15 protein-coding genes are annotated in these 16,242 nt (G+C 35.0%); 6 read left to right on the forward strand and 9 right to left on the reverse strand.

From position 1 onward, the window contains the following. Positions 1-137: 137 nt before the first annotated feature. Complete coding sequence (locus DR871_RS02640) at positions 138-581, reverse strand: nucleoside deaminase (protein WP_113664969.1); 444 nt, start codon at positions 579-581, stop codon at positions 138-140. A gap of 59 nt (positions 582-640) precedes the next feature. Here DR871_RS02640 and DR871_RS02645 point away from each other — a divergent pair, with 59 nt between their 5' ends. From DR871_RS02645 to DR871_RS02655, 3 genes are all read left to right on the forward strand, one after another. Continuing rightward, positions 641-1,492, forward strand: a complete 852-nt coding sequence (locus tag DR871_RS02645; protein WP_113664968.1) for an energy transducer TonB — start codon at positions 641-643, stop codon at positions 1,490-1,492. A gap of 186 nt (positions 1,493-1,678) precedes the next feature. Then, a complete protein-coding gene (locus DR871_RS02650) occupies positions 1,679-3,460 on the forward strand; it encodes a 1-deoxy-D-xylulose-5-phosphate synthase (RefSeq protein ID WP_113664967.1) in 1,782 nt (593 codons plus the stop codon). A 38-nt stretch (positions 3,461-3,498) separates the two neighbouring features. Then, positions 3,499-4,533, forward strand: a complete 1,035-nt coding sequence (locus tag DR871_RS02655) for a DUF3078 domain-containing protein (protein ID WP_113664966.1) — start codon at positions 3,499-3,501, stop codon at positions 4,531-4,533. 3 nt (positions 4,534-4,536) lie between these two features. Here DR871_RS02655 and DR871_RS02660 read toward each other — a convergent pair whose 3' ends face one another. The 6 genes from DR871_RS02660 to DR871_RS02685 all read right to left on the reverse strand — a co-directional run bounded on the left by DR871_RS02660 (position 4,537) and on the right by DR871_RS02685 (position 12,446). Beyond that, positions 4,537-5,883 (reverse strand): deoxyguanosinetriphosphate triphosphohydrolase, encoded by a 1,347-nt coding sequence (locus tag DR871_RS02660; protein WP_113665472.1) that lies wholly within the window; start codon positions 5,881-5,883, stop codon positions 4,537-4,539. A gap of 103 nt (positions 5,884-5,986) precedes the next feature. Further along, positions 5,987-6,463 carry an RDD family protein gene (locus DR871_RS02665; RefSeq protein ID WP_113664965.1) on the reverse strand — a complete coding sequence of 159 codons (477 nt, stop codon included), beginning with the start codon at positions 6,461-6,463 and terminating at the stop codon, positions 5,987-5,989. A gap of 557 nt (positions 6,464-7,020) precedes the next feature. After that, positions 7,021-9,435: a ribonucleoside-diphosphate reductase subunit alpha gene (locus tag DR871_RS02670; RefSeq protein ID WP_113664964.1), complete on the reverse strand. Its 2,415-nt coding sequence runs from the start codon at positions 9,433-9,435 to the stop codon at positions 7,021-7,023. A gap of 300 nt (positions 9,436-9,735) precedes the next feature. Next, entirely contained in the window at positions 9,736-10,713 is a 978-nt protein-coding gene (locus DR871_RS02675) for a ribonucleotide-diphosphate reductase subunit beta (protein WP_113664963.1), read from the reverse strand. A 252-nt stretch (positions 10,714-10,965) separates the two neighbouring features. Further along, entirely contained in the window at positions 10,966-11,541 is a 576-nt protein-coding gene (locus tag DR871_RS02680; RefSeq protein WP_113634085.1) for a DUF3109 family protein, read from the reverse strand. Positions 11,542-11,627: 86 nt separating this feature from the next. After that, positions 11,628-12,446, reverse strand: coding sequence for a hypothetical protein (locus DR871_RS02685; RefSeq protein WP_113664962.1), 819 nt, complete (start codon positions 12,444-12,446; stop codon positions 11,628-11,630). Positions 12,447-12,632: 186 nt separating this feature from the next. Between DR871_RS02685 and DR871_RS02690 the strand changes: the two genes are divergently transcribed. From DR871_RS02690 to DR871_RS02700, 3 genes are all read left to right on the forward strand, one after another. Beyond that, complete coding sequence (locus tag DR871_RS02690) at positions 12,633-13,208, forward strand: MarC family protein (RefSeq protein ID WP_371807562.1); 576 nt, start codon at positions 12,633-12,635, stop codon at positions 13,206-13,208. A gap of 131 nt (positions 13,209-13,339) precedes the next feature. Next, positions 13,340-13,540 carry a hypothetical protein gene (locus tag DR871_RS02695; protein ID WP_113634088.1) on the forward strand — a complete coding sequence of 67 codons (201 nt, stop codon included), beginning with the start codon at positions 13,340-13,342 and terminating at the stop codon, positions 13,538-13,540. 5 nt (positions 13,541-13,545) lie between these two features. Then, positions 13,546-14,151 carry an FAD-dependent oxidoreductase gene (locus DR871_RS02700; RefSeq protein WP_113664960.1) on the forward strand — a complete coding sequence of 202 codons (606 nt, stop codon included), beginning with the start codon at positions 13,546-13,548 and terminating at the stop codon, positions 14,149-14,151. An 84-nt stretch (positions 14,152-14,235) separates the two neighbouring features. Here the strand turns inward: DR871_RS02700 and DR871_RS02705 are convergent, their stop codons facing one another. Next, positions 14,236-15,810, reverse strand: a complete 1,575-nt coding sequence (locus DR871_RS02705; protein WP_113664959.1) for a S41 family peptidase — start codon at positions 15,808-15,810, stop codon at positions 14,236-14,238. Further along, positions 15,811-16,242, reverse strand: coding sequence for a deoxycytidylate deaminase (locus DR871_RS02710; protein WP_113634092.1), 432 nt, complete (start codon positions 16,240-16,242; stop codon positions 15,811-15,813).

Genomic DNA, 16,242 nt, shown 5'->3' on the forward strand with positions numbered 1-16,242 from the left:
CTTCGAAGCAATCTGTAATTTATAATTTATTTGTTTTTAGGAGCTATTTCCAGCTATCCGTTGCAATCTTTTCTTTTTTAAAGAAAAAAAGAAAAGGATTTTCACTGCTATCTGGGCTAGGGCATTCGTTTATAATATCACTTCCTTCTCTCCGCAAAAAATCGCTTCATCAACTCCGAGGCTTCATTTGCCAAAACCCCAGAAACAACCGTAGTTTTAGGATGCAATTGCGTTCCCATTTTTACAAAACCACGATTTTCATCGCTGGCACCATACACAATTTTCGAAATCTGACTCCAATACAAAGCGCCTGCACACATCTGGCAAGGTTCCAGTGTTACGTATAGTGTACAACCTATTAAATATTTCCCGCCAAGATAATTCGCTGCTGCAGTAATAGATTGCATTTCGGCGTGGGCCGTAACATCATGTAATAATTCGGTTAAATTATGACTTCTGGCAATGACCTTATTATCAATGACAATTAGAGCGCCAACAGGAATTTCGCCTTTTTCAAAAGCCATTTCAGCTTCCTGCAAAGCTTTTTTCATGAAATATTCGTCGGTAAATGGGTTTATCATACAGCAAAAGTAAGGATTTGAAATAATTTTCGTTAGTTTTATAATCAGAAACGTAAAGTATGGTAAGGAAATATAAAATCACAATTTCAGAACCTTGTCAAGAGGATTGGAACAAAATGACTCCAAATGACCAAGGGCGTTTTTGTATGAGTTGCGCTAAAACTGTTGTAGATTTCACTGCAATGCTACCCGAAGAAGTGCAGCATTTTTTCATCCAAAATCAAAACCAGAATATCTGTGGTAGAATGAGCAAATCGCAATTAGATTCGATTACCATTCAAATCCCGAGTCGTGCACTTTATATTCAAACTCAGTATCACAAAATGTTTTTGTTAGCATTATTTATCACAATGGGAACCACTTTGTTTAGTTGTGCCGATAAAAATGGAAACAAACAAAAAATTGATTCTGTTGAAGTGGTTAAAGACAGTACAAAAGCATCTCAAATAACTGTTGGCATGATGTTGCCAGAAAAAAACAATACCCAAAACCATGTTCAACCTCCTGCACCAGCAACCAAGGTAAATCATGTGAAATTTATAAATCCCCAAACAATTGCTTGCGAAAAAACAACAAAGAACGAGACTGTTGTTGAAGATGTAATTTACAACGGAGGTATCGGTTTCGAATTCCCTCCAGAATATAAAGACGGGATTGAAAAATTTTATACTTTTTTTAAAGAAGAGTTCAAACATCCAGAAAATATAAAAAATAAAATTACCGAAATCTCAATCTCATTCGTTGTCGATAAAGACGGCTCATTAACCTATGTCAAACCCCAATCTGAAATTGACGAAGCTTTAGAAAGTGAAATTATTAGAGTTTTGAAATTATGTCCTAAATGGAAACCAGGTGAACAAAATGGTAAAAAAACACGAACATTATACACTGCACCTATTTCTTTGATCTAAACAAAATAGTTTTGACAAAACATATTTATACCATAACTAATCGTAGCTGTTTCAAAAAGCAGCCAATCTAGACTTAGTTGACCTATTTAATTAACTACCTGTATATTGTAAGATTGGTATTAGAATCGTCTTAAATTGAAAAAAAGATTCCAATTTAAAACCGTAAATTTGCTTTTTATAAAAACAATGAAATACAATTTACTTTCAAACATCAATAACCCAACCGATTTACGCATGCTTGACGAAGCGCAACTTCCTCAAGTTGCCCAAGAATTACGCGATTTCATTATCGACGTTGTGGCTGTAAAAGAAGGTCATCTCGGCGCAAGCTTAGGAGTCATCGAATTGACAATTGCCTTGCATTATGTTTTTGACACACCAAACGATTTATTGATTTGGGACGTAGGTCATCAAGCCTACGGCCATAAAATACTGACCGGTCGAAGAGAAAATTTTCATACCAACAGGCAACTCGGCGGTATTTCCGGTTTCCCAAAAAGAAGTGAGAGTATTTACGATGCTTTTGGCGTAGGCCACTCCTCTACTTCTATTTCGGCAGCTTTAGGAATGGCGATTGCTTCTAATTTGAAAGGTGACTACAGTAAACAACACGTTGCTGTTATTGGCGACGCTTCAATTGCCTCAGGGATGGCTTTTGAAGGATTAAATCACGCCGGAGTTACGGATGCAAATTTACTGGTGATTCTTAATGATAACGCTATCGGGATTGATCCAAGTGTAGGTGCTTTGAAACAATACCTCACTGCTGTAAAAGAAGGAAAAAATCCGAGGCAAAATAACATGATTAAATCCTTGAATTTTGATTATTCGGGGCCTATTGACGGTCATGATATTTTTGCCGTGATTAAAGAACTGAAACGTTTACAAAAAATAAAAGGACCTAAATTCCTTCATATCATTACCACAAAAGGGAAAGGTCTTCAACAAGCCGAAGAGGATCAGGTAAAATATCATGCTCCGGGAAAATTTGACGCTTTAACTGGAGAAATCCATGTTAAATCCGAAGAAAATTTACCTCCAAAATATCAGGATGTTTTTGGCTTGACCATATTGGATCTGGCCAGAAAAAACGAGAAAATAATAGGAATTACTCCTGCTATGCCATCGGGAAGTTCTTTAAAATTTATGATGGATGCCTTTCCAAAACGTGCTTTTGACGTGGGAATTGCAGAACAACATGCGGTGACTTTAGCCGCCGGAATGGCAACACAAGGCATGGTAGTTTATTGCAATATTTACTCGACATTTTTACAAAGAGCATACGACCAGATAATCCACGATGTGGCGCTACAAAACCTTCCCGTAATTTTTTGTTTGGACAGAGCCGGTTTAGTCGGAGAAGACGGAGCAACACACCACGGTGTTTTCGATTTGGCTTATTTGCGTTGCATTCCTAACATGATTGTTCATGCCCCAATGAATGAAATTGCCTTGCAAAATATCTTACACACAGCGCAATTAGGATTAAATCATCCTATAGCCATTCGCTATCCAAGAGGTCGCGGAGTCATTCAAGATTGGCAAACACAACATCTTGGGAAGTATGAAAAAATAGCAATTGGAAAAAGTGTCTGCATCAAACAAGGTTCGAAAGTTGCTGTTTTATCCAATGGAACTATTGGCAATAATGTCACTTTGGCAATAGCCAAAATGAAACATCCGGAAACTATTGCGCATTATGATTTTTCATTTGTTAAACCATTAGATGAAAAGGCATTAAAAGATATATTTAACACCTTTAAAACCATCACTACAATAGAAGACGGAACTGTAAAAGGCGGTTTTGGAAGTGCAATTCTCGAGTTTGCCTCAGAAAATAATTATGCTTCAAAAATTACTGTTTTGGGTATTCCTGATGCGTTTATTGAACATGGAACTGTAGCTGAATTACAACAATATTGCAAAATTGACGTTAAAAGTCTTGAAATACTTTTTTCAAGTTATTAAAATAATTATTTTGCAACCTCAAATACAACTAGCCCAAAATGAAATTTTTAACCTTCACTTTATTACTGCTGACTTTCACATTTCCTCTTAATAGTTTTTCTCAAGAAACGACAAACACCACTCTTTCCGACGGACTTAAACCTATAACCACACTAACAACTGCAGGCAAAGCATTGCGTGTTCCACTAAAAATACAAACAAAAACACATTACCTTCCATTATCCTATTGGAGTAAAAAAAACAGTTTAGGCTTTGACATCTCTGAGGTAGCATTTGTCAACTGGAGCGCAGGAGGAACAAGTTCAATTTCCGGTTTATTTAAAGGTAAATTTCACAGAGTCTATAACAGAAGTAATTATAACTGGTCAAATGAATTAATAATTAGATACGGTTTGAATAAACAAGATGGAATCGATCTTCGAAAAACAGACGACGCCATCCATTTAAATTCTACTTTTGGATATAGAAAAGACACACTTTCAAACTGGTTTCATTCGGCTAAATTTAATTTTAATACGCAATTTACGAATGGTTACGCCTATCCAAATACGGAAATAGCTATTTCAAAACCCTTTGCACCCGCTTATATTTTTATGGGAATAGGCGCTGAAAATATCAATAAAGAAAAAAACAGAACCTTCTACATCTCTCCATTTACATTTAAAACAACCTTAGTTTTAGACCAAAGACTGGCTGATCAGGGTGCTTTTGGAGTTGTAAAAGCCACCTACGATTTAGATGGAAACCTATTAACTGCAGGAGAACAGGTAAAAATGGAACTTGGTTTTTTGATTACTAATAAATTCAAAAAAGAAATCTTCAAAAATATCAGTTTAGAAAATCGGCTGAGCTTATATTCTGACTATGTAAATCGTTTTGGAAATATAGATATTGATTGCGACTTGCAGATAGAACTTGTGGTAAATCAATATGTGAAAGCCAATATTGGAGCACATGTTATCTACGACGACGATATTAAATCAAAAAAAGAAATTGCTGGAATACAAGTAACTGAAGGCCCAAAAACACAAGTTCGACAAGCAATAGGTGTTGGAATTGAATATGTTTTTTAAAAGTTAATTCTTTTTTCTCCCATTAATAGTTTCAAATAATTCCAGTGCATTTCCATCAGTCAAAAGAGACACATAATGACAAATATGCAGTAATCTTCCGTAAAGATTATCTTTTTCCAAATGGTGTTTCTCAGGCAACATTTTCAGAATTAAAGAGTCGTAATTAGACGCATTTCCATTGTATTTATTATTAAAAGCCGTTATGAATTTATCCAACAACGTTTGAATAATCTGATAACCTACGATTTCTTTCTCAATGACTTCACGGCTTTGGTAAATATTATCAACGCTAATCTTGATAATATCATCCATCTGGGCTTTGTACTTACTTTTGTCCATTATGGCAAAAGGAAATTTTCCGTTCAGTATTAACGTTTCATTTTCGACAAATACTTTTACAGCATCATTGATTAAACTTCCAATAGCCAAAGCGCGCAAATAACTAATGCGATCTTCTTTGGTTTCCAAAGTTTTGTATTTAGATGTATCAATACTGTCTTTTACCAATTTTATTAAATATTCCAACGCAAAATCTTCAGAAACTAATCCTAAATTGATGCCATCTTCAAAATCAATAATAGTGTAACAAATATCATCCGCCGCTTCTACTAAATATGCCAAAGGATGTCTTTCAAAACCTATATTATCGCCTGATTTATTTGGAATCAAACCCATATCTAAAGCTACATCTTGAAAAAAAGCTTTGTCAGTTTGAAAGAAACCATATTTTTTGTCGGCAATGTCTTTGGTTGGTTTCTTCGGCAAGCTTTCTTTAGGATACTTCATAAAAGCACCCAAAGTTGCATACGAAATTCGAAGTCCGCCTTCAATTCCGGGACGACTAGCTGTCAATACCGAAAAACCATTCGCATTTCCTTCAAAATCAATTAAATCTTGCCATTCTTTTGGCGTAAGCTGGTCTTTGTATTGTTGTCCTTTTCCAATGGAAAAATACTCTCCAATCGCTTTTTCACCGGAATGTCCAAAAGGCGGATTCCCAATATCATGAGCCAAAGATGCCGCAGCAACAATAGCACCAAAATCATTCATATGATAACCGTGAACTTCTTTTAAATGCGGATATTTTTCGATGATTTTCTTACCCACCAATCGCCCCAAAGAACGACCCACAACCGAAACTTCTAAACTATGAGTCAATCGGGTGTGTACGAAATCAGTTTTTGATAACGGAATAACTTGTGTTTTATCCTGTAAACTTCTAAAAGCGGCCGAGAAAATGATACGGTCATAATCCACCTCAAAACCCAAGCGGGTATCGTCTTGTTCTACACGTAATCTTTTGCCTTTGTCGCCTTGTCGTTTTAGTGATAAAAGTTGTTCCCAGTTCATCATTTTATTTTTGGTATTTAGAAGGAGCGAATATAAAGAAAAGGATGTGTTTAAAAACAAAAAAGCAGTCTAAATGACTGCTTTTTTTATCTTTTCTATTTCTTTATTCTTCAGAAAACAATTTCTTTTTGGCTATAAAATTATGCTTTTTCACCACATAAGTAACCGATAATGTATCATGCCATCCTCGCTCAGCAGTTAAAAAAGAAAAAGGCTCAAAAGGAATTAATCTAGAAATTGTTCGCACAATTATACTTTTCATATTGGGTCTTGAACCTTCATGCTTTACAACCATTGTTTTCGTGAAATACTTCCCGAAGGTTCTGGAAAAATACATTTCAGTTATTAAATAATAAAAAAACAAGATGACAAGTCCAAAAAAGAAACTTTCAACTACGCTTAATGAGGAAACCCAATTTGATGCTGTATCACTTTTCGTTAAATCTCCAATTAGAATTATGGTCGTACCAATACTGATTTCGATAACATAAATTATAAATAAATCAATAACGAAATTCAGTAGACGTTGGCCTTTGGAAGCTAGTAAATCATCAGTAACAGTAAATTTTATATTTTCCATGGCATTTAGTATAAAAGGATTGTTTAAAGTGTGAATTATCTCAAATATAGTGAATTATTTACAAATTTAGACTGTTAGCTCTAGGTAATTAGCCCCGATTGAAGTGAAAATCCTTTTTTGCGCGCCTTTTCGGCGAATAAAAAGATTACCTCAATTTACTGTTATTTCCATAGGAGTTCAGTGAATTTCATTTGTAACGGAAAGCGGGAGATAGCTCCAAAAAAAAAGCAGCTATCGTTACAATAGCTGCTTTTCAAATTTAAATGCTTTTTTTAATTCGAATTTTAAAACAACTTCCGTCAGTTTTACAAATTCTTCTACCATTTCTCGTTGTGATACATTTTCTGAAAATGTAATCACAACCTTCATCCGTTTTTGGAATCATAATTGAAAATATTAAAATTTAACAATAAAGAAGTCCTTTTTTTTACCAAAATATTTTATATTTGGAGTGTTATATCAAATACATATTTGGCTATAGAATAGAACTTCAATTCTATTATCTATAATTAATTAAAAAAAGGCTTCAACTCGAATTGAAGCCTTTTTTATTTTATTTAACTCCCACACATTTCACATTCGTCTGGACCAGCATTTTTAGACAATTCTAGCATCGCTCTATATTCATCGGCAGTCATTTCTACTGCTTCTGCAACTGCAGGAACAGCGATTGATTGCTCTTTGATTTCGATTGGCTCTGCTTTTTTATCATTGTTCAATGTAAATTTAATCGCATCCACCGCAGCTTTTGTTCTTAAATAATACATTCCCGTTTTCAATCCGGATTGCCAAGCGTAGAAGTGCATAGATGTCAATTTAGAATAATTGGCATTTTGCATAAACAAATTCAACGATTGTGATTGATCTACAAAATAACCACGTTGACGTGACATATCGATAATGTCTTTCATAGACATTTCCCAAACGGTTTTGTATAATTCTTTCAAGTCTTGCGGAATATTAAGTGCTTGAACTGAACCGTTGTTACGCATTAATTCTTGTTTCAAGTTTTCGTTCCACAAACCACGTTCCACTAAATCGTGCAACAAGTGTTTGTTTACCACAATAAATTCACCTGAAAGTACTCTTCTCGTGTAAATATTAGAAGTGTATGGTTCGAATGCTTCGTTGTTACCCAAAATTTGTGAAGTCGAAGCCGTTGGCATTGGCGCCACTAATAATGAGTTTCTTACTCCGTGTTCCATTACTTCTTTTCTCAATGAAGTCCAGTCCCAACGTCCTGATAATTCCTCATCTTTCAATCCCCAAAGGTTATATTGAAATTCCCCTTGTGAAATTGGCGAACCTTCAAAACTAGAATAAGGACCTTCTTCTTTGGCCATTTCCATCGATGCGGTTACAGCTGCAAAATATAAGGTTTCAAAAATTTCCTGATTCAGTTTTTTCGCTTCGTCGCTCGTAAACGGCAAACGCAACATGATGAAAGCATCAGCTAATCCTTGCACTCCAAGGCCAATTGGTCTGTGGCGTTTATTAGAATTTTCTCCTTCAATTACCGGATAATAATTCCTGTCAATTACTTTATTTAAGTTTCTGGTTACTCGTTTGGTAACGGTATACAACAATTCATGATTGAATTTTTTGTTTTCAACAAACATTGGTAACGAAAGTGAAGCCAAGTTACAAACCGCAATTTCATCTTTAGAAGTGAATTCCATAATCTCCGTACACAAATTCGAAGAACGAATGGTACCCAGATTTTTTTGGTTTGATTTTCTGTTCGCCGCATCTTTGTACAACATGTAAGGAGTTCCAGTTTCAATTTGCGATTCTAGGATTTTCTCCCACAATTCATGCGCTTTGATGGTTTTTCTACCTTTTCCACGTTTCTCGTAATCAATGTACATTGCTTCAAATTCTTCGCCATACACATCATACAATCCTGGACATTCATTAGGACACATCAAGGTCCAATAACTGTCTTCCTGCACACGTTTCATGAATAAATCCGAAGTCCACATCGCGAAGAACAAATCTCTCGCACGCATTTCTTCTTTTCCAGTATTCTTTTTCAAGTCCAGGAATTCAAAGATATCCGCATGCCAAGTTTCGATATAAATAGCAAAACTTCCTTTACGTTTACCTCCACCTTGATCTACATATCTTGCAGTATCATTGAAAACTCTTAACATAGGAACAATTCCGTTAGACGTTCCGTTTGTTCCACGAATATAAGAACCAGTCGCTCTTACATTGTGAATAGAAAGCCCAATTCCACCCGCTGATTGCGAGATTTTAGCCGTTTGTTTCAACGTATCATAAATCCCGTCAATACTATCGTCTTGCATCGCCAAAAGGAAACAAGAAGACATTTGAGGTTTCGGTGTTCCGGCATTAAACAATGTAGGAGTTGCATGCGTAAAGAACTTTTTCGACATTAAATCGTAGGTTTCAATCACCGATTTCAAATCGTCTAAGTGAATTCCAACAGAAACACGCATCAACATGTGCTGTGGACGCTCCACGATTTTACCGTTTATTTTTAGCAAGTACGATCTTTCTAAGGTTTTAAAACCAAAATAATCGTAGTTAAAATCTCTATTGTATATAATATGGGAATCTAAAAATTCCGCGTTATCCATAATCACTTTATGCACTTCCTCAGAAAGTAACGGTGCATATTGACCATTTCTTGGGTTTACATAATTGAACATATCATTCATCGTTTCCGAAAATGATTTTTTAGTATTCGAATGTAAATTTGAGATTGCAATACGAGCAGCTAACTGTGCATAATCCGGATGCGCAATAGTCATTGACGCAGCAGTTTCGGCAGCAAGATTATCCAATTCCGATGTCGACACACCATCATAAAGTCCTTCAATTACGCGCATTGCCACTTTCACGGCATCAACCAAGTCATTCAAACCGTAGCATAGTTTTTTAATTCTATCCGTGATTTTGTCGAACATTACCGGCTCTTTGTGGCCATCTCTCTTAATTACATACATACTTTTGTTTGTTTTTTAAAACAGAAAATCCCTTCACTGTTTTTCGTTATTTGTAAATTATACTGAACCTGTTTCAGCATCTTTTTTTTGGAGCTTTTCCAGCTATCCATTGCAATCTTTTTATTTTTTAAAGAAAAAAATAAAAAGGATTTTCATTACTATCTGGGCTAATCAGCATCTGAAACATAAAAAAATCAGTAAATCATTTAAGATTTAAAAAATTAAAATGTTTCTTTAACATCAACCCTTTTAGATAAATTAAAAGTTGATGAACCTTAATTCCTTAATGGTTTAAAAAAATCAAAAATCAGCGTCAAAAGATATTTTCTGAGCATCCTCATCGGTATTCATAACACCTGCTTTTTGATATTCGGCCACTTTCTTTTCAAAGAAGTTTGTTTTTCCTTGAAGTGAAATCATATCCATAAAATCAAACGGATTTGTAGTATTGTATTCTCTTTCGCAACCTAATTCGACCAATAATCTATCAGCAACAAATTCTAAATATTGCGTCATCAATACCGCATTCATCCCTATCAAACTCACTGGAAGCGATTCGGTGATAAATTCTCTTTCAATATTCAAAGCGTCTACAATGATACTTCTGATTCTTTCTTTTGGCACTTTATTTACCAAGTGGTGGTTGTGTAAATGCACCGCAAAATCACAGTGAACCCCTTCATCACGCGAAATCAATTCGTTAGAAAATGTCAATCCTGGCATTAATCCACGTTTTTTCAACCAGTAAATAGAACAAAATGCTCCCGAAAAGAAAATTCCTTCCACCGCTGCAAAAGCAATCAAACGTTCTGCAAACGAATCTGATTCAATCCATTTCAAAGCCCAATCCGCTTTTTTCTTAATTGCCGGAAAAACTTCTAACGCATTGAACAATTCATCTTTCTCCACTTCATCTTTCACATAAGTATCAATCAATAACGAATACGTTTCACTGTGAATGTTTTCCATCATGATTTGGAACCCGTAAAAGAATTTTGCTTCTGCATATTGCACTTCGTTCACAAAATTCTCAGCTAGATTTTCATTTACAATTCCATCTGACGCTGCGAAAAATGCCAAAATGTGTTTTACAAAATAACGCTCATCTTCCGAAAGTTTGTTATTCCAGTCATTTAAATCTTGTGACAAATCGATTTCTTCAGCAGTCCAGAAACTGGCTTCCATACTTTTATAAAATTCCCAAATATCATGGTGTTTGATTGGAAAAATCACGAAACGATTTTTATTCTCTTGTAAAATTGGTTCAAGTTGTGCCATTATAGTAGTTTGTTTTTTTTGAAATTTTAACGAAATAAATTCCGTTTTGAGAGTTACAAAGATTGCGAAATATTGATGAAATTAAAAGCCAAACTTATCCACAATAAGCCATAGTTTTTAACAAAAGGAAAAATAAATAGATTTTATATTCAAATTATAAAAAACTGTAAATCAGTTTATTAAAATCTAAAAAATAGTGTAAAGTACTGTAAAATATAGGATTTTTAAAATAGAAAACAAGATTTTTTTATTCTATTTTGAATTATTTTTATGTTCCTCGGCAACTGTCTCAAGCTCGGCATACCAATCCTCTCCAAACCTTCTTACTAAAGCTTCTTTGACAAATTTATAAACCGGAACTTCTAACTCCTGACCTAAAGAACACGCTGGATCACAAATATCCCATTTGTCATAATTAACAGCGGCAAATTCCGTAAAATCTTTCACACGCACAGGATAAAGATGACAAGAAACCGGTTTTTTCCAGTCGATTATTCCTTGGTTGTACGCTTGTTCGATACCGCATAAAGCCGTTTTACCATCAAAAATTACGTAAGCGCAATCTTTATCATCGATTAATGGTGTTTCAAGATCACCATCGGTTCCTTTGACCCAAGTTCCTTGCGCTTCAATAGCAGCAATTCCCTGCTTGCGCAAAAAGGGTTTGACCTTTGGATAAATAGATTCGAGGATTTTAGTTTCCTCCAAACTTAATGGCGCTCCAGCGTCGCCGTCTACACAGCAAGCGCCTTTACAAGCGGTCAAATTGCAAACAAAATCTTTTTCGAGTAAGTCTTCTGAGACGATGGTTTTTCCTAGTTGAAACATTTTGCAAAGGTATTCAAAGAAATTCAAAAAAGCACCTCAGCAAATCATAAAATTCGAAAACAAAATAGAAGAAATTAAAAAATAATTTACATGAATTTATAGTCTGATTTTAGAAATTCACGAGAATTTTTTTCTAAAACAACACATTTCATGGTGGTGATCTTTCCTTTATCTTTCAAGTCTTTCATACTCATTGTCATCATCAAAGGTCGGTCTCCGGTTTTAAAATAGCGTTTTAAAACATCCGGAGTTTTCTGTCTTTGCTGAGATCTAAACATATCCGAAAAACTCACTTTGGCCTCATTTGTATAATAAAATACCATCACATAATCCGTACTTGTGGCTTCAATTCCCTTACAACTATAACCCATAATTATTTTATTGGGTAGCGACCTGTATGAAAATCCGTCACTTTGATTTTCTTTTGATGTCATTTCGGAGTAATCAAGCATTTTAGAAGCCATAGCAACCTTTTCTTTTTCTTGTTCAAAAGCAGTAATCATCAACTTATTTCTGCTGTCAATTACCATAAACATCTCACCTGATTCTCCCATTTTGAAACCAAAATATTCCGCATTAGGCTCTAAAAAATAATCCATAATCATCGCCTTTTCATTTTCACTCTGAATCTCCAAAGAATATTTCCAACTGAACGAATAAGAATCCGGAACCAAAGCAGGGTCTACTTTGTTTTTTCCGTACGCCATTGCCATCACATCAGCATTCAATGTTTTATTCATTATTTGCTGCTCCTCTTCGTCAGTTGTGTCTGTACTTTTATCAACTGCTTTTTGCGTTAGATTATCTTGAATTTTTTTCTGAAATTTTTTCAAAATTTGCGCTTCTGTAGTATTTACAAAAAGAAACATCAGCACTACACTAAAAACCCATCGTATCGTTTTCATCGCTGTGAATTTTAAATTAATAACAAATTTACAAATTGATTATCAGATACTTATACTTTTTTAAAAAATAAAAAACACTAATTATTAAATAAAAACAAAGAATGAATTACGTCCATAAATAAAAAATCAACGTAGTCCATAACCAAACTAAATTCTATACTTTTGCAGTAAACAAACAAGCAAATTATGGAATTCGACATTAGAGAAATAATCACAGTAGGAATGGTACTTTTTGCCGTAATTGACATTGTGGGATCGATCCCGATAATTGTTGATTTAAGAGCAAAACACGGACACATTGAATCTGAAAAAGCATCTATTGTTGCCGCTGTAATCATGATTGTTTTCCTTTTTGCAGGTGAAGAACTTTTAAAACTAATTGGCATCGACGTCAATTCATTTGCAGTTGCAGGATCTTTTGTCTTATTCTTTTTGGCGTTGGAAATGATTTTAGGAATCAGGATTTATCGTGATGAAGAAGCCAGTTCCGCCTCCATAGTTCCGTTAGCATTTCCTTTGATTGCCGGCGCCGGGACCATGACAACTTTACTTTCATTACGATCGCAGTTTTACACTATTAATATCGTTATTGCCATAATTTTGAACATCATTTTAGTATATATCGTTTTGAAATCTTCTTCTAAAATTGAAAAAATGCTAGGAGAGAATGGACTTGGAGTCATCCGCAAGACTTTTGGAGTTGTACTGCTTGCAATTGCTGTTAAATTATTCGCTGCGAATGTTAAAGGTTTGTTTGTCTAAATTAAATTTTCATAAATTTACCCCCTAATTTAATGCTACAAAATTAATTAGATTTTTTATCAATTTCATTCCAATTTAAAAACTACTGTCCCAACTATTTTTTTATTTCAAAACAAAAACAATAACGTACTATGAAAATTTTCACTAATATATTGGTGTTTTTAGCAATCGCTCTAATCCTTTTTAATGTTACTTTGCTGGATTTTAGAAATCCATTTCAAGGAGAAAGTGTAGTTGCTTTTATTGGAATCGCAGCTTCTTTTTGTGCTGTAATGATTCTGTTAATCTTTAGAATTTCAAAAAGAATTGAGGAAAAAACTAACGAAAAGTAATCGTTTTGTTTGATGTACTTATTTTAGGTGGTGGCGTTTCAGGAATGTCATGTTCACTTGTTTTAGGTTCTGCCAAAAACAAATCTTTTGTTGCCAATAAAAAAATTGGCATTTTTACTCATCAAAAAACATCTTCTCTTCAAGAAGCATTATTTAACAATGCATACGGAATTCCTCCGGGAACATTGGGCGCTGATTTGATGAAAGACAGCATCACACATCTTTCAGAAACGTATCCGCACATTGTGCAAATTCCCAATGAAAAAGTACTTAAAATAGAAGGCAGTTATCCTGAATTTACAGTGACTACTAATAAAAAAAGCTACCAAACGAGTATAATTGCTATTGGAATTGGTTCAGCAAACACTTTTGCGATCGAAGGTTTAATGGAATATCTAGAACCACATCAAAAATCACTTCCCGAAAAACAACGAATACAACTCAAAAACAACGACCACAAAGTTGCTGATGGGATTTATGTGATGGGAACTTTAGCTGGCTGGAGAAGTCAACTGGCGATTGCTTCCGGAAGTGGCGCTGCAGTTGCAACAGACATTCTTACTTTATGGAATGATGGAATTCAGACTCACGCCCACGACAGTATTCGGTAAAAAAAATGAATGGATCTTAGTCGTTCAATTCTAAACTATTTATTATCTCCATAATATAGAATCCAAATTCTACTATATTCCAGTTTATTTCTGACTCAAAACTCTTTTCACCATAGCGTCTTCGGGCAATACAATTTCATAATAATAGCTCTCACCATATATTTGTCGGGCAAACTCTGCCGTTAAATAGCGTTTTACCAAAGCTTTACTTTTATCAAAATTGAGCTCCAAACCATTTCCCAGAATAAATTTTTGAAATGCATTGAAATACAAATCAGTGGCATTCATTTTAGTTTGAAACTGTTCGAAAGACAGCCCTTTGAAAACGCTTCTATTCTTATCCAATTGCTCAAAAACAAAATTACCCACGATTCCAGATTGTAATAAATAAACGGTACTTTCATTTCCGTGTTCCACTTCGAGTGGCACAAAAACATCCGGAACAATTCCGCCACCGCCATATACAATTTTCCCTTTTTTAGTTTTGAATTTTATTGTATCAGTGACTTTGATACTGTCTTTTTCATACAATTCCCCATTTCCATAACGCGCTTCTGATTCTTTGAAATAAGCTTCATTTCCTTTAGAATAGGGCTTTTGAATTGAACGACCTGTTGGTGTGTAATATCTGGCAATTGTCAATCGAACGGCTGAACCATCTGCAAAATCCATTTCGCGCTGTACCAATCCTTTTCCAAAAGAGCGGCGGCCTACAATGGTTCCTCTGTCATTATCCTGGATCGCACCGGCAAGAATCTCACTTGCTGAAGCGCTGTTTTCATTGATTAGGACGAAAACATTCCCTTTTTCAAAATTCCCTTTAGCAGTGGCAAATGTTTTATCAATATTTCCGTTTTTATTCTTGGTGAAAACAATCAGTTGTTTATCCGCCAACAATTCATCGGCAATGGCAATCGCTTCTTCCATATATCCGCCACCGTTATCCCGAACATCGATAATGAGTGCTTTAGCTCCTTGTTGCTTAATTTTAGACAAACCTTCCATGAACTCTTTATAAGTAGTTTCGGCAAATCTGTTTATTTTTATATAACCGGTTTTATTCCCCAAAAGCAAAGCGACATCAACACTTTTTAGTGGAATTATATCCCGTTTAATTTTTACTTTAATTTTTTTGCCTTCGGATTTTCTGTAAATCGTTAGTTCAATATCAGAACCCACAGTTCCTTTTAGTTTAGAATATAAACTGTCAGTGGGTAATTTACGTCCAAATAATTTTGTTTTATCGGCATACAAAATCCTATCGCCAGCCTTTATCCCAGCTTTTGCCGAAGGGCCGTCTGCAACAGGTTTTATTACCGCTACGGAATCTTTATACATATAAAAATTCACCCCTATTCCCACGAAGTTGCCCTTCATGCTTTCCATCACTTCTTGCTGCTCACTTGGCGGAATATATACGGAATGCGGGTCAAGTTGTGCCAAGATATTATCGACAGTAAGATTTACAATAGAATCCGTATTAACATCATCCACGTATTCATTATCGATAAAATCAATGAGTTTGTTCAGCTTGCTTTTCGAATTGTTTTTGACAAGATAATCAGCTGTGTTAGGAAAATTCAACATTCCACCCAAGACAACACCTAAAGCAAGTGTTGAAAAAATAAGAATGGGTAAATATTTTGTATTAAAGTTCATTTATTCTTCTAAAATTGCAATGTGTTCCACCTCTACTCCTGCTTTTATCAAAAACTGAATGCCGGAATCATCCCGATATCCATTATGATAGACCACTCTTTTTATTCCGGATTGATGAATTAATTTGCTGCATTCCTTGCATGGTGAAAGTGTAATATATAAAGTAGCACCCTCGCAGGATTGCGTTGACCGCGCCACTTTCAGAATCGCATTTGCTTCAGCATGTAAAACATCCCAACGCGTTAATCCTTCTTCATCTTCACAGCAATTCTCAAAACCGGTTGGCGTTCCGTTGTATCCGTCCGAGATTATCATTCTATCACGCACAATAATCGCACCAACTTGTTTGCGTTTACAGTAGGAAAGCAAACTCCATTCTTTGGCGATTCTAAGGTACGCTTTATCGTATTTATTTAATTTTTTTTCGTTCAT

Origin of the sequence: Flavobacterium petrolei (assembly GCF_003314435.2) — a bacterium.
GTDB lineage: Bacteria > Bacteroidota > Bacteroidia > Flavobacteriales > Flavobacteriaceae > Flavobacterium > Flavobacterium petrolei.

Excerpts from the sequence above, each read along its gene's own strand:
- DR871_RS02710 (WP_113634092.1), bottom strand. The coding sequence starts at position 16,242 with ATGAACGAAAAAAAATTAAATAAATACGATAAAGCGTACCTTAGAATC.
- DR871_RS02665 (WP_113664965.1), bottom strand. The coding sequence starts at position 6,463 with ATGGAAAATATAAAATTTACTGTTACTGATGATTTACTAGCTTCCAAA.
- DR871_RS02675 (WP_113664963.1), bottom strand. The coding sequence starts at position 10,713 with ATGGCACAACTTGAACCAATTTTACAAGAGAATAAAAATCGTTTCGTG.
- DR871_RS02655 (WP_113664966.1), top strand. The coding sequence starts at position 3,499 with ATGAAATTTTTAACCTTCACTTTATTACTGCTGACTTTCACATTTCCT.
- DR871_RS02695 (WP_113634088.1), top strand. The coding sequence starts at position 13,340 with ATGAAAATTTTCACTAATATATTGGTGTTTTTAGCAATCGCTCTAATC.
- DR871_RS02645 (WP_113664968.1), top strand. The coding sequence starts at position 641 with ATGGTAAGGAAATATAAAATCACAATTTCAGAACCTTGTCAAGAGGAT.
- DR871_RS02660 (WP_113665472.1), bottom strand. The coding sequence starts at position 5,883 with ATGAACTGGGAACAACTTTTATCACTAAAACGACAAGGCGACAAAGGC.
- DR871_RS02640 (WP_113664969.1), bottom strand. The coding sequence starts at position 581 with ATGATAAACCCATTTACCGACGAATATTTCATGAAAAAAGCTTTGCAG.
- DR871_RS02670 (WP_113664964.1), bottom strand. The coding sequence starts at position 9,435 with ATGTATGTAATTAAGAGAGATGGCCACAAAGAGCCGGTAATGTTCGAC.
- DR871_RS02690 (WP_371807562.1), top strand. The coding sequence starts at position 12,633 with ATGGAATTCGACATTAGAGAAATAATCACAGTAGGAATGGTACTTTTT.
- DR871_RS02685 (WP_113664962.1), bottom strand. The coding sequence starts at position 12,446 with ATGAAAACGATACGATGGGTTTTTAGTGTAGTGCTGATGTTTCTTTTT.
- DR871_RS02705 (WP_113664959.1), bottom strand. The coding sequence starts at position 15,810 with ATGAACTTTAATACAAAATATTTACCCATTCTTATTTTTTCAACACTT.
- DR871_RS02650 (WP_113664967.1), top strand. The coding sequence starts at position 1,679 with ATGAAATACAATTTACTTTCAAACATCAATAACCCAACCGATTTACGC.
- DR871_RS02680 (WP_113634085.1), bottom strand. The coding sequence starts at position 11,541 with ATGTTTCAACTAGGAAAAACCATCGTCTCAGAAGACTTACTCGAAAAA.